Below are 13611 nucleotides of genomic sequence, written 5' to 3'. Positions count from 1 at the left end.
CGCCTTCGCTTTTAGCTTCTAGGTTTTAGCCTGCCCTCAGACGGGCAAGCCGAAATGCTCTTCGTCCATCGCCATCAGGTTGGCTGCGCCGGAAAGAATCGCTGCCACGTGCGCGCGGGTGCGCGGCAGGATGCGCTGATAGTAGAAGCGCGCAGTGTGCAGCTTGGCGGTGTAGAACGCCTGCTCGCTGGTGCCTTCGGCCAGCTTCTGGGCCGCCACGCGCGCGATGTCCGCCCAGAAATAGGCCAGGCACGCATAGCCCGAGTACATCAGGTAGTCCACCGAGGCGGCTCCAACCTCCTCGCGATCCTTCATGGCGGCCATGCCGATCTTCATGGTCAGCTCGCCCCACTCCCTGTTGAGCTGGGCCAGGGGCTCGACGAACTCCTTCAGGGCCTGGTTGCCTTCCTGGGCCTGACAGAATTTGTGGACGATCTTGGTGAAACCCTTGAGCGCTTCGCCCTGGGTCATCAACACCTTGCGACCGAGCAGGTCCAGGGCCTGGATCCCGGTGGTGCCCTCGTACAGCATGGAGATACGGCTGTCACGCACGTTCTGCTCCATGCCCCATTCGGCGATGAAGCCATGCCCACCATAGACCTGCACGCCATGGTTGGCGGCCTCGAAGCCCACTTCGGTCATGAACGCCTTGGCGATCGGGGTCATGAAGGCCAGCAGCGCATCGGCCTTCTTGCGGGCCTCCTCGTCCTGGCTGTATTTGGCGATATCCACCTGCTTGGCGGTGAAGTAGACCATGGCCCGGTTGCCTTCGGCGAAGGCCTTGATGGTCAGCAGCATGCGGCGCACGTCCGGGTGGACAATGATCGGGTCGGCTGCCTTCTCCGGCGCCTTGGGGCCGGTGAGCGAACGCATCTGCAGACGCTCGCGGGCATACTTCAAGGCCCCCTGGAATGCCACTTCGGCATGGGCCAGGCCCTGCAATGCGGTGCCCAGACGCGCCGTGTTCATGAAGGTGAACATGCAGTTGAGCCCCTTGTTCGCCGGGCCGATCAGGTAGCCGGTGGCTTCGTCGAAGTTCATCACGCAGGTGGCGTTGCCGTGGATGCCCATCTTGTGCTCGATCGAGCCGCAGTTCACCGCGTTGCGCTGGCCGATGTTGCCGTCGGCGTCCGGCAGGAACTTCGGCACGATGAACAGCGAGATGCCCTTGGTTCCGGCAGGTGCGTCGGGCAGACGAGCCAGGACGATATGCACGATGTTGTCGGCCATGTCATGCTCGCCGGCGGAGATGAAGATCTTCGTGCCGGAAATCCTGTAAGAACCATCGGCCTGGGGCTCGGCCCGGGTACGCAGCATGCCCAGGTCGGTACCACAATGAGGCTCGGTCAGGCACATCGTGCCGGTCCACTCGCCGGTGACCAGCTTGCTCAGGTAGGTGTGCTGCTGTTCGGCGGTGCCATGGGCGGACAAGGTGTTCATGGCGCCATGGGACAGGCCTGGGTACATGCCCCACGACCAGTTCGCCTCGCCGACCATTTCGCTGATCGCCAGGCCCAGGGACTCGGGCAGGCCCTGCCCGCCATGGTCCATGTCGTGTGCCAGGCTCGGCCAGCCGCCCTCGACGAACTGTTTGTAGGCCTCCTTGAAGCCACTGGGCGTGCGTACCCCCTCTTCGCTCCAGGTGCAGCCTTCCAGGTCGCCGACCCGGTTCAGGGGCGCCAGGACCTGCTCACAGAACTTCGCACCCTCCTCGAGGATCGCGTCGACCATGTCCGGCGTGGCCTCCTCGCAGCCTGGCAGGCTCTGGTAGTGCGCGTCATAGCCAAGCAACTCGTCACGCACGAAGCGAATGTCACGCAAGGGGGCTTTGTAATCAGGCATGGCGAGGAACCTCTGCTGGAGTCCGGATGGGGCGACCAGGATGACGCCGACCAGCATGCGTCGGCCACAGGTCAAACAGTTGTTTGAAACTTACGTTTAGCCCAGGTGCTTGTCAAGGAGGGTCAGGCAGGGCTTTGCTGCCACGAAAAGGGCCATTTTGGCCACGATCGGAATGACCGCCCGGTCATGGCCTGGACGCGTCGTCGCGCAGGCCATGTGCTAGTCCAGAAGGTCCAGTTGCAGGTAATGAGCCACGCTTTGCGCGTCGGCCATCTTCAACCTCGGCACGCGCCCCAGGCAAGGCGCTGGCAGGCGCTCGGCCAGGCTGGCCAGGTTCTGCTCGAGACGCGAGGTGCGCGGCTCGACGATGTTGGCGACCCAGCCGGCCAGCTGCAGGCCATCGCGACCGATGGCCTCGGCACTGAGCAACGCATGGTTGATGCAGCCCAGACGCACGCCGACCACCAGGATCACTGGCAGCTTCAAGGCAATGGCCAGGTCCGACAGGTTGGCATGCTCGGACAGTGGCACACGCCAGCCACCGGCGCCTTCCACCAGGGTGAAGTCCGCTTGATGGGCAAGGACCTGGCGCATCGACGCCAGCAGCGACTGCACCGAAAGCGCCACCCCGGCTTCGCGGGCCGCCAGGTGGGGGGCGATCGCAGGCTCGAAGGCGAATGGATTGACCTGATCGTAGGGTAGCTTGATGCTGCTCTGCTCGATCAAGGCCAGCGCATCCGGATTGCGCAGTCCCTTGCTGGTCACCAGGCAGCCGGAGGCCACCGGCTTGGCGCCGAGCGTGGCCTGGCCCATCGACCGCGCGGCATGCAGCAGTCCGGCGGCAATGGTGGTCTTGCCGACGTCGGTATCGGTCCCGGCAATGAAATAGGCCCGGCTCATCTCATGCGTCTCCTGCTCGTGGCTTGCGCAACACACCATAGACCACCTGGTAGGTCGCTGGCAGGCCGGCAGGCTGGCGCCAGCCCTCGTAGGCCTGAAGCAGGCCCTGCATGCGAGCCCTGCCGGTCAGTCCGCCGGGCCGTCCCGGGTTGAGGTTGTGCGCGCCAAGCGCCTTGAGCTCATGGGTCAGGCTGCGTACATCCGGGTAATGCAACACCTGCGCCTGGCGATGCAGGCCGAGGAGCTGCAGGCCACTGGCATGGCAATGCTGCTGATACGCCTCGAACTGCCGGAAGCGATTGACATGCACCATGCCATCGACCTGCTGCCAGCTGGCCCGCAGCTCCTCGAGCGTACCGACGCACAGGCTGCTCAATGCCAGCACGCCGCCCGGGCGCAGGACCCGGCGTACCTGCGCCAGGACCTGGTCGAGGCGGCTGCACCATTGCACCGCCAGACTGGAAAACACCAGGTCCACGCTGTCATCGGCAAGGGGCAGGCGTTCGGCATCCCCGACCACGTGAAACGAAGCGCCACCCTCGCGCCGGGCGTGCTGGAGCATGCCCTCGGCGATATCCAGGGCGATCCCCTGGGAGCCGCCGAAACGTTCGCTCAAGCGGCGGCTGAAGTGACCGGTGCCGCTGCCCAGGTCAAGCCAGCGCGAAACCGCCAGGTCGGCTGGCAATTGCCCGAGCAGGTGCTCGCCGACTGCCCGCTGCAAGGCAGCGACGCTGTCATAGGTGGTCGCGGCCCGGGAAAACGAAGCCGCCACCTGGCGCTTGTCCGGCAGGCCGGTGGCCTGGTTCGGCCAGGAAAGATCAGTCATCGCCACTCTCATGCAGGAAATTTTTGATGCTCACGGCCAGATCCTGTGGATATTCCACCAGGAAGGCATGGCTGCAGTCTTCCACCAGGCCCACCTCGACATCCGGCAGCATGTCGCTCAGGGCTTGGGCCGCCTCGGCGGGCACCAGGCCATCGCCCCCCGCGAACAGGTGCAGCTGGGGGCCGTCATAGGCCTGCAGCGCGGCGCGGGTATCCAGTTGCTTGAGCACCTCCAGGCCATTGGCCAGGTACAGCGGGTCGGTATCCGGAACACCGATGCTCAACTGGCGCAGCACGCCGCGCGGCTCGCGCGCGCCTTCGCTGCATAGCGTGCGAAAGCGCCTGAGGGTGACCTGGGTATGGCTGCGGCAGCCATCGAGGAAGGTTGCGAAGGTGTCGGCCGCCATGCCCTGGGGCCAGTCCGGACGGCTGACGAAACTCGGGTTGCTGGCCAGGGTGAGCAGGCCGCAGCAGTGGTCGCCACGCCTGGCCGCCAACTGGCTGGCCAGCATCCCGCCCAGCGACCAGCCTCCCAGCCAGGCATCGGTCGGCAGCTTGCGGTCCAGATGATCGACCCAGGCTCGCCAGTCGGCCTCGGCCAGTTCGGGAAGCGCCGCCAGCTCCACCTGCAGGCGCGGGTCCTGGGCACGCAGGCTGGCAGCCAGAGGTTCCAGCGAGGCGGTACCCAGCCCCCAGCCAGGCAGAAGGATCAGTCGATTGCGCATTGGCAGGCTCCGGCTATGCATGACATTCGTCCAATGCATTCAACAATAGCCGGACCTGCGCCGCGCTGTGCGCCGCGCTGAGCGTCACGCGCAAGCGCGCACTGCCCATGGCCACGGTCGGCGGACGGATGGCGGTGACCAGCAGGCCACGCTCGCGCAGGCGCTGCGACAGATGCAAGGCCCGCGCGCTGTCGCCGATGAGGATCGGCTGGATGGCCGTCGGGCTGTCCATCAGGCGCAGGCCAATGCGCTGGGCGCCTTCGCGAAACTGCGTGATCAGCGCCGCCAGATGCTCGCGGCGCCAGTGCTCGCGACGCAGCAGTTCGAGGCTCTTGAGCGTGGCGCAGGCGAGCGCCGGGGGCTGACCGGTGGTGTAGATGTAGGGGCGGGCGAACTGGATCAAGGCCTCGATCAACTCCTCGCTGCCGGCGACGAAGGCGCCCGCCGTGCCGCAAGCCTTGCCGAGCGTACCGATCAATACCGGGACTTCATCCAGGCCCAGGCCAAAGTGCTCGACGATACCGCCGCCCTGGATGCCCAGGGTACCGAAACCGTGAGCATCGTCGACCACCAGCCAGGCGGCGTGCCGCCGGGCCACCTGGCTCAGCGCCGGCAGGTCGGCCAGGTCGCCATCCATGCTGAACACGCCATCGGTCACCACCAGGGTGTCGCCATTGGCCTTGGCCAGGCGCGTGGCCAGACTATGCGCATCGTTGTGCAGGTAGCGGCTGAAACGCGCCCCGCTGAGCAGCCCGCCATCGAGCAGCGAGGCATGGTTGAGCCGGTCCTGCAGCACCGTGTCGCCTTTGCCGGCCAGTGCGGTGATGACCCCGAGGTTGGCCATGTAGCCGGTGGAGAACAACAGTGCCCTGGGACGCCCCGTCAGTTCCGCCAGCGCCTGCTCCACGGCATGATGCGGTGTGCTGTGGCCGACGACCAGGTGCGATGCCCCGGCGCCAACGCCCCAGGTCTGTGCTGCGTCGCGCCAGGCGGCGATCACCTCGGGATGATTGGCCAGGCCCAGGTAGTCGTTGCTGCAGAACGCCAGCAACGGCTGGCCGTCGACCACGACGTGTGGCCCCTGTGGGCTTTGCAGCAACGGCCGCTGCCGGTAGAGGCCTTCCGCGCGCCGCTGCGCCAGCCGCGAGGTCAGGTCGAAGGCCATGCTCAGGCCGACGCTGCGTCGTGGAACAGCTCGCTGTTGCGCTGCTCGACCAGTGCCTGTTCGATCGCCGCCTGGTGCACCTCGTCGGCATGCTCCTCACGGGCCTCAGGCTGGATGCCGAGCCGGGCGAACAGCTGCATGTCCTTGTCGGCCTGCGGGTTGCCAGTGGTCAACAGCTTCTCGCCATAGAAGATCGAATTGGCGCCCGCCAGGAAGGCCAGCGCCTGCATCTGCTCGTTCATCTGCTCGCGGCCGGCCGACAGCCGCACATGGGACTTGGGCATGAGGATGCGTGCCACGGCCAGCATGCGGATGAAGTCGAACGGATCGACATCGTCCTCGTCGGCCAGCGGCGTACCGGCGACCTTGACCAGCATGTTGATCGGCACCGACTCGGGGTGCTCGGGCAGGTTGGCCAGCTGGATCAGCAGGCCCGCTCGGTCGTCGAGCGACTCGCCCATGCCGAGGATGCCGCCCGAACAGATCTTCATCCCGGCATCGCGCACGTAGGCCAGCGTCTGTAGGCGTTCGGCGTAGGTGCGCGTGGTGATGATGCTGCCGTAGAACTCCGGCGAGGTATCGAGGTTGTGGTTGTAGTAGTCCAGCCCGGCCTCGGCCAGCGCCTGGGTCTGCTCGCGGTCCAGGCGGCCAAGGGTCATGCAGGTCTCCAGGCCCATGGCCTTGACCCCCTGAACCATCTGCAGCACATAGGGCATGTCCTTGGCCGATGGGTGCTTCCAGGCCGCGCCCATGCAGAAGCGGGTCGAACCGATGGCCTTGGCCCGCGCAGCTTCCTCGAGCACCTTCTGCACTTCCATCAGCTTCTGTTTTTCCAGCCCGGTGTTGTAGTGGCCCGATTGCGGACAGTACTTGCAGTCTTCCGGGCAGGCGCCGGTCTTGATCGACAGCAGGGTCGAGACCTGCACGCGGTTGGCATCGAAATGCGCGCGGTGCACGCTCTGGGCCTGGAACAGCAGGTCGTTGAACGGTTGCAGGAACAGTGCCTTGACCTCGGCCAAGGTCCAGTCGTGACGTGTTGTTGCAGTTGCGCTGGCGCTCATCGGCGTTTCCTTGTTTAGGCTTTGACAGGCGCCGGGACAGCAAGCCCACCAGCGCATCACGGGATGATCGGCATATTTACGGAAGCCTCATGAACTGTCAACTCGCTATGAAAAACCTGGTTTACAAGTGTGCAAATATCAAACAAAGCTGTCTGTTATGCGACCGTGATGCGCAGCAGCCTCTGCCGCTGTGCATGGATTGCGAGGCCGAGTTGCCCTGGCTGGACGCCCGCTGCCGGATCTGTGCCCTGCCGCTGCCCCTCGATGGCCTGGCCTGCGCAACCTGCCACCGGCGTCGGCCGGCCTATCAGCGGGTCGAAGCGCTTTGGCACTATGGATTCCCGGTCGATACCTTGATCACCCGCTTCAAGCACAATGCGCAATGGCCCGTCGGTCACCTGCTCGCCGCCCAGCTTGGCCAGGCGCTGTCGTATCGGTTCACCCAAGGCTTGCCGCGACCTGACCTGCTGTTGCCTGTCCCGCTTGCCCGGCGTCGGCTGCGCCTGCGCGGCTTCAACCAGGCAGCCATGCTGGCCCGCTGGCTGTCACGCCAGCTGTCGATCCGCTGCGAAGACGGCTTGCTGCAGCGTACCCGCGATACGCCAGCACAACAGTCGCTCAGTGCTGCCAGCCGGCGGCGCAATCTGCGCCACGCTTTCGGCCTGCGCCAGGCTGCCGTCGTGCAAGGCCTGCACCTGGCGCTGGTCGATGACGTGCTGACCACCGGCGCCACGGCCCAGGCGCTGGCTGCCCTGCTGCGCCAGGCCGGTGCGCGCCGGGTGGATGTGTATTGCCTGGCCCGCACGGCCAAGCCCGGCCAGTGTTGACTTGGCCAGGCAACTGGCGTCACTTTCGCAGCTTCGTTCGTAGCGCAGCCCTCGCCATGCCATTGCCTGTCCTGCTGACCCAGCTCATCACTCATCGTCCGCAACGCATCGCCTTGCTGCAGCATGTCGCCGAGCAGGGCTCTATCACCCAGGCGGCCAAGGCGGCCGGCATCAGCTATAAGACGGCCTGGGACGCCATCGACGAGCTCAACAACCTGGCTGGCCGCCCGCTGGTCGAACGCAGCACCGGGGGACGCGGCGGTGGCGGCGCCCGGCTGTCTGCCGAAGGCGAGCGCATGGTGCGGCTCTACCAGCGCCTGCAAACCTTGCAGGCCCAGGTGCTCGAAGCCGCCGAGCAGGCTGGCGACCTGGACGTGCTCGGGCGCCTGATGCTGCGAACCAGCGCGCGCAACCAGCTACCGGCACAGGTCAGCGGCCTGCAGCGCGAAGGACGACATGACCGTATACACCTGAGCCTGGCGGGTGGGCTGGCGATCACGGCATCGATCACCCAAGACAGCACCGAACGCCTGGAGCTGACCGTGGGAAGCAACGTGGTGGCGTTGTTCAAGGCTGGCTGGGTCAGGCTGCTGGGCGATGACGAACAGCCCGACCCGCACTGCAACTGCCTGCGCGCCAAGCTCCAGACCATTCTTGCCGACCCTGCCGATGCGAGCGAGGTCGGGGTGCTCCTGGAAAACGGTCAGACCTTGTGCGCCTTCGCCGAGGCCCGCTGGCTGGCCGAACGGCAGCTTGGCCCGGGCGACGAACTGCGCGTGCAGTTCCACCCCGCCCAGGTGCTGCTTGGCGTGCCCGTGTGAACCCGGAGGGCGCTGCCAGGTCGCAGGCGGTCCGTCGCACGACGCGCGATGCGCTACCATGGCCGCACGTAGCCTAACCCGGAGTCAGCATGTCCCACCCTTTCGATACTCTCACCCCCGACCTGGTCCTGGACGCGGTCGAGAGCCTGGGTTTTCTCAGCGACGCCCGCGTGCTGGCGCTCAACAGCTACGAGAACCGTGTCTACCAGGTTGGCCTGGATGACGGCCCGCCGCTGATCGCCAAGTTCTACCGTCCCGGACGCTGGAGCGACGCGGCGATTCTCGAGGAGCATGCCTTCAGTGCGGAGCTGGCCGATTGCGAGGTTCCCCTGGTGGCGCCGATTCGGCACGCGCAACAGACCCTGTTCGAGCACCAGGGCTTTCGCTTCGCCTTGTTCCCGCGACGGGGCGGGCATGCGCCGGAACCCGGCGATCTCGAGCAGCTCTATCGCCTCGGCCAATTGCTCGGCCGTCTGCACGCGGTCGGCGCGGCGCGTCCCTTCGAGCACCGCGAAGCGCTGACCGTGGCCAACTTCGGCCATGCTTCGCTGGAAACCCTGCTGGCCGGCGATTTCGTGCCTGGCGAGCTGTTGCCGGCCTTCGAGTCCGTGGCCCGGGATCTGCTCGAACGGGTCGAAGCGGCCTACGCGGCCATACCCCATCAAGTCATCCGCCTGCACGGCGATTGCCATCCTGGCAACCTGATGTACCGCGACGAATGCTTCCATGTCGTCGACCTCGACGACTGCCGTACCGGCCCCGCGGTACAGGACCTGTGGATGATGCTGGCCGGCAGTCGCGAAGAACGCCTGGCCCAGCTGGCCGAACTGATCGATGGCTACAGCGAGTTCCATGACTTCGACCCGCGCCAGCTTGGCCTGATCGAACCCTTGCGTGCCCTGCGCCAGTTGCACTACAGGGCCTGGCTGGCACGTCGCTGGGACGACCCGGCGTTTCCCCGCAGCTTCCCCTGGTTCGGCCAGCCCCGCTACTGGGGCGATCAGATCCTGGCCTTGCGTGAACAGATCGCAGCCTTGCAGGAGCCTGCGCTGAGATTGTTCTAGGGTTTGCGAAAGACACGCGGCGCGACCAGGCCGGCGCACGCGCCTGTTTCCAACACGGCCTGGGCTGCGTCCTGATCCTTTTCGTCAGCCCCTGCGGGACCGCACGTCCCTGGCTAGAATAGCCCCCGGCTTCATTCGTCATTCGAGCAAGGAATCTGCATGCATGCTGCAAACCCGCGCCGCGGGTATCTCCTGGGCCTTGCGGCCTACATCATATGGGGCTCGTTCCCTCTCTACTTCAAGGCGATCCAGAGCGTGCCGGCGACGGAGATCATCGTCCATCGCGTGCTCTGGTCAGCGCTTTTCGGCTCGCTGCTGCTGGCCGCCTGGAAACACCCTGGCTGGTGGCGCGAGCTGCGCGAGCACCCCCGCCGCCTGGCCATCCTGGCGCTGAGCGGCAGCCTGATCGCCGGCAACTGGCTGACCTATGTGTGGGCAGTGAACAACGGGCGCATGCTCGAAGCCAGCCTTGGCTACTACATCAATCCGTTGGTCAACGTGCTGCTGGGCATGCTGCTGCTCGGCGAGCGCCTGCGCCGGCTGCAATGGCTGGCCGTGCTGCTGGCCGTGCTCGGGGTGGTGCAACAGGTATGGCAGGCGGGCAGCCTGCCCTGGGTCTCGCTGGTGCTCGCCTTGAGCTTCGGCTTCTACGGCCTGATTCGCAAGCAGGCGCCGGTGGCCGCCCTGCCAGGGCTGGTGGTGGAAACCTGGATGCTGGTCCCGCTGGCCTGCGCCTGGTTGTTGCTGCATCCAGCGGCAAGCACCGCCCAGGCCAGCTTCTACGGCAGCAGCGAAGCCTGGTGGCTGATCGCCGCGGGGCCAGTGACCCTGATACCCCTGATGTGCTTCAACGCGGCTGCCCGCCACTTGCCGTACACCACCTTGGGCTTTCTGCAATACCTGGCTCCCACCTTGGTGCTGTTGCAGGCGCTGTGGCTGTTCGATGAGCACCTGTCTGCCAGCAGCCTGGTGGCTTTCATGTTCATCTGGGCCGGCCTGGTGGTCTACAGCGTCGATATCTGGAAAAGCTTGCGCAAGCGCGCCTGATCAAAATGCTGCACATGTTGCCGCAGCCTGTGGCCGACCAGGTCTGCGGCATGCTCCCCCAAAGGTTATCCACAGCTTCTTCCCGAAACCTTGCGCACGCGCCCTGCATCTGATCACTTTTCGTACAAACCTCTACACCCCTTGCTATGTCTGCCTTACAGCGGTAGGCCCCCAGCTTATCCACAGGTCGATTCACGAAAATCCGGGATAACCTTCCGATGCCTCTTCCAGGTGCGACCCTCGGGCCAGGCACCGGCGCTTTAGTCTTATGCCATGGCTCGCGCGCTTCATGTAGTATCTTTTTTCGAGCACTACAGGATGTCCGGATGCTCCACGTCGCCCGCCCTTGGCCACCCTTCATCCGGCAGGCGACACCCAAGACCAAATACAAGAGCCAAGCAGCTGAGCAGAGTGAGCCAAGCAATGACTGAATACGTTCAAGTCGGCGACCTTCAGGTCGCCAAGGTCCTGCATGACTTCATCGAGCAGGAAGCCATCCCCGGTACGGGCATCGTTGCCGACCGCTTCTGGGCCGATGCGCAACAGCTTTTCGACGACCTCGCTCCGCGCAACAAGGCCCTGCTCGCCAAGCGCGACGAACTGCAGGCCAGGATCGATGCCTGGCATCGGGCACGCCAGGGCGAGGCTCATGATCCAGTGGCGTACAAGGCTTTTCTCGAACAGATCGGCTATCTGCTGCCGCCGGTGGAGGATTTCCAGGTCACCACTGCCGATGTCGACGAGGAAGTGGCACGGATGGCAGGCCCGCAACTGGTGGTCCCGGTCATGAATGCCCGCTTCGCCTTGAATGCCGCCAATGCCCGCTGGGGGTCGCTGTATGACGCGCTCTATGGCACCGATGCCATCGCCGAGGAAGGTGGCGCCGAACGGGGCCGCGACTACAACAGGGTGCGCGGCGACAAGGTCATTGCCTTCGGCCGTGCGTTCCTCGACCAGGCCGCACCGCTGGAAGTTGGCAGCCACGCCGAGGCCAGCGGTTATCGCATCGACCAGGGCAAGCTGGTCGTGGCGCTGAGGGACGGCAGCACGAGTGCGCTGCGCCAAGCCGCTCAGCTGGTCGGCTACCGAGGCGACGCGGACACACCGACAGCCATCCTGCTCAAGCACAATGGTCTGCATTTCGAGCTGCAGATCGATGCCGACACGCTCGTAGGTGGGATCGACGCCGCTGGCATCGAGGACATCCTGCTCGAATCGGCCCTGACCACCATCATGGACTGCGAAGACTCGGTCGCGGCCGTGGATGCCGAAGACAAGGTCCTGGTCTATCGCAACTGGCTAGGCCTGATGAAAGGCGACCTGGCTGAGCCGGTGAGCAAGGCGGGCCGGACCTTCACCCGGACACTCAACGCGGATCGTCGGTATACCGGCATGGATGGATCGGAGCTGACGCTACACGGCCGCGCGTTGCTGTTCGTACGCAATGTCGGCCACCTCATGAGCAACCCGGCAATCCTCGATGCACAGGGCAATGAGCTTCCCGAGGGTATCCAGGACGCGCTGTTCACCGGGCTGATCGCCCTGCATGACCTCAAGGGCAATACCGCTCGACGCAATAGCCGCAGCGCAAGCGTCTACATCGTCAAGCCCAAGATGCATGGCCCAGAGGAGGTCGGCTTCGCCGTGGAGATCTTCAGCCGCGTCGAAGACCTGCTGGGCATGCCGCGCAATACCCTGAAGATTGGAATCATGGATGAAGAACGGCGGACCACCGTCAATCTCAAAGCTTGCATCAAGGCCGCGTCCGAGCGGGTAGTGTTCATCAACACCGGTTTCCTCGACCGCACCGGTGATGAAATCCATACCTCGATGGAGGCCGGGGCCATGGTACGCAAGGGCGCCATGAAGCATGAACGCTGGATCGGCGCCTACGAGAACAACAACGTCGATGTCGGCCTGGCCACCGGCCTGCCGGGACGCGCCCAGATCGGCAAGGGCATGTGGGCCATGCCCGACCTGATGGCGGCCATGCTCGAGCAGAAGATCGCGCACCCGCTGGCCGGCGCCAACACCGCCTGGGTGCCTTCGCCGACCGCGGCCGTGCTGCATGCCTTGCACTATCACAAGGTAGACGTGCCGCAACGTCAGGCCGAACTGGCCAGGCGCGTCCCGGCCGCGCTGGATGACCTCCTGAGCATCCCGCTGGCGACCACCCCCGACTGGTCGCCCGAGGAGATCGGCAACGAGCTGGACAACAATGCCCAAGGCATCCTTGGCTACGTGGTGCGCTGGATCGACCAAGGCATAGGCTGCTCCAAGGTACCCGACATCAACGATGTAGGACTGATGGAGGACCGGGCGACCTTGCGCATTTCCAGCCAGCTGCTGGCCAACTGGCTGCGCCACGGGATCATCAGTCAGGCCCAGGTCATGGAAAGCTTCGAGCGGATGGCGCAAGTGGTCGACCGGCAAAATGCCGATGACCCAGGCTATCGTCCAATGGCGCCGGACTTCGCAGAGAACATCGCCTTCCAGGCAGCCGTGGAACTGGTGCTCGAAGGCGCCCGGCAGCCCAACGGTTATACCGAACCGGTCCTGCACCGGCGGCGGCGCGAGTTCAAGGCACGCCAGCGCTGATCGCGATCGGTGATTCCGGGGCCGCCTGGCGGTCCTGGAATCCCATGCCCACTGCCCTACTACGCCAGCCGCAATTCCTTTCTCACCAGCTCCAGCAACCTGTCCAGGTCGACCGGCTTGAGCAGGAAGTCCACCACGCCCAGGCGCATGACATCCACGGCTTCCTTCACGTCGGTATCACCCGAGACCACGATGATGGAAAGCGCGGCCCGCTCCGACTCGCGAATCTGCCGGATCAGCTCCAGACCGTCCTTGGGCACCATGCGCAAGTCGGTGATCATCAACCCGATCCCCGGTTCGCGACGCAGGGCGTCGAGCGCCGCCTGGGCACCATTGGCCTCCAGACAGTCGATTCCCTTGGTCTTGAGGTAGAGGCACAACGCTGTGCGATTGACCACATTGTCATCTACCACCAGCACCTGTTGCGCCGGGGCCGGTGGCGCCGAAACCGTAGCCAGGGCTTCGCGCTCGGCATCGCTGAGGATTTCATCAAGCTCAACCATGGTCCACTCGTCAAAAAAATTCCCTTTAGCAAGTTCAGACCGCAAAACACCGTTGCGCAAACTGCCTTTCGTCGGATATTTGACACATCCACCGGCTGGGCCAGGCCGCATGATCGCGCGCGCGGGCGCCTTTCGTACAAGCCTAGACTTACGTCCAATGGGCAGGACCAGGCCCGCCTCTCACCATTGATGCACCACAAGACGCCGTGCGCGTCCAGATGCAGACCTCTACA

Annotated in this window: 12 protein-coding genes; 5 read left to right on the top strand and 7 right to left on the bottom strand. The window is 65.1% G+C overall.

Annotated features, from left to right (window positions below; translation table 11 throughout):
- Positions 1–36: 36 nt before the first annotated feature.
- From ACY8GK_RS17710 to bioB, 6 genes are all read right to left on the bottom strand, one after another.
- The gene (locus ACY8GK_RS17710; protein WP_462401734.1) at positions 37–1842 is read right to left on the bottom strand and encodes a phenylacyl-CoA dehydrogenase; all 1806 of its coding nucleotides are present in this window, start codon (positions 1840–1842) and stop codon (positions 37–39) included.
- A gap of 219 nt (positions 1843–2061) precedes the next feature.
- On the bottom strand, positions 2062–2742 hold the full coding sequence (gene bioD, locus ACY8GK_RS17705; protein WP_196179312.1) for a dethiobiotin synthase: 681 nt from the start codon (positions 2740–2742) through the stop codon (positions 2062–2064).
- Position 2743: 1 nt separating this feature from the next.
- On the bottom strand, positions 2744–3568 hold the full coding sequence (gene bioC, locus ACY8GK_RS17700) for a malonyl-ACP O-methyltransferase BioC (protein WP_196179314.1): 825 nt from the start codon (positions 3566–3568) through the stop codon (positions 2744–2746).
- Positions 3561–4292 (bottom strand): alpha/beta fold hydrolase, encoded by a 732-nt coding sequence (locus ACY8GK_RS17695; RefSeq protein WP_196179316.1) that lies wholly within the window; start codon positions 4290–4292, stop codon positions 3561–3563. The genes bioC and ACY8GK_RS17695 overlap by 8 nt, the downstream gene beginning before the upstream one ends.
- A 13-nt stretch (positions 4293–4305) precedes the next feature.
- Positions 4306–5457 (bottom strand): 8-amino-7-oxononanoate synthase, encoded by a 1152-nt coding sequence (gene bioF / locus ACY8GK_RS17690; protein ID WP_196179318.1) that lies wholly within the window; start codon positions 5455–5457, stop codon positions 4306–4308.
- Between the two features lie 2 nt (positions 5458–5459).
- Positions 5460–6518 carry a biotin synthase BioB gene (gene bioB / locus ACY8GK_RS17685; RefSeq protein WP_196179320.1) on the bottom strand — a complete coding sequence of 353 codons (1059 nt, stop codon included), beginning with the start codon at positions 6516–6518 and terminating at the stop codon, positions 5460–5462.
- Between the two features lie 89 nt (positions 6519–6607).
- Here bioB and ACY8GK_RS17680 point away from each other — a divergent pair, with 89 nt between their 5' ends.
- From ACY8GK_RS17680 to ACY8GK_RS17660, 5 genes are all read left to right on the top strand, one after another.
- On the top strand, positions 6608–7345 hold the full coding sequence (locus tag ACY8GK_RS17680; RefSeq protein WP_462401733.1) for a phosphoribosyltransferase family protein: 738 nt from the start codon (positions 6608–6610) through the stop codon (positions 7343–7345).
- Between the two features lie 56 nt (positions 7346–7401).
- Positions 7402–8166 (top strand): TOBE domain-containing protein, encoded by a 765-nt coding sequence (locus tag ACY8GK_RS17675; protein WP_462401732.1) that lies wholly within the window; start codon positions 7402–7404, stop codon positions 8164–8166.
- 89 nt (positions 8167–8255) lie between these two features.
- A complete protein-coding gene (locus ACY8GK_RS17670; RefSeq protein ID WP_462401731.1) occupies positions 8256–9230 on the top strand; it encodes a serine/threonine protein kinase in 975 nt (324 codons plus the stop codon).
- A gap of 159 nt (positions 9231–9389) precedes the next feature.
- Positions 9390–10277, top strand: coding sequence for an EamA family transporter RarD (gene rarD, locus ACY8GK_RS17665; protein WP_462401730.1), 888 nt, complete (start codon positions 9390–9392; stop codon positions 10275–10277).
- A gap of 423 nt (positions 10278–10700) precedes the next feature.
- Positions 10701–12875 carry a malate synthase G gene (locus ACY8GK_RS17660; protein WP_462401729.1) on the top strand — a complete coding sequence of 725 codons (2175 nt, stop codon included), beginning with the start codon at positions 10701–10703 and terminating at the stop codon, positions 12873–12875.
- A 59-nt stretch (positions 12876–12934) separates the two neighbouring features.
- Here ACY8GK_RS17660 and ACY8GK_RS17655 read toward each other — a convergent pair whose 3' ends face one another.
- Complete coding sequence (locus ACY8GK_RS17655) at positions 12935–13378, bottom strand: response regulator (RefSeq protein WP_196179332.1); 444 nt, start codon at positions 13376–13378, stop codon at positions 12935–12937.
- Positions 13379–13611: the final 233 nt, after the last annotated feature.

It is taken from the genome of Pseudomonas sp. Marseille-QA0332, from assembly GCF_054950175.1.
This window is presented reverse-complemented; position numbering and strand designations above follow the sequence as displayed.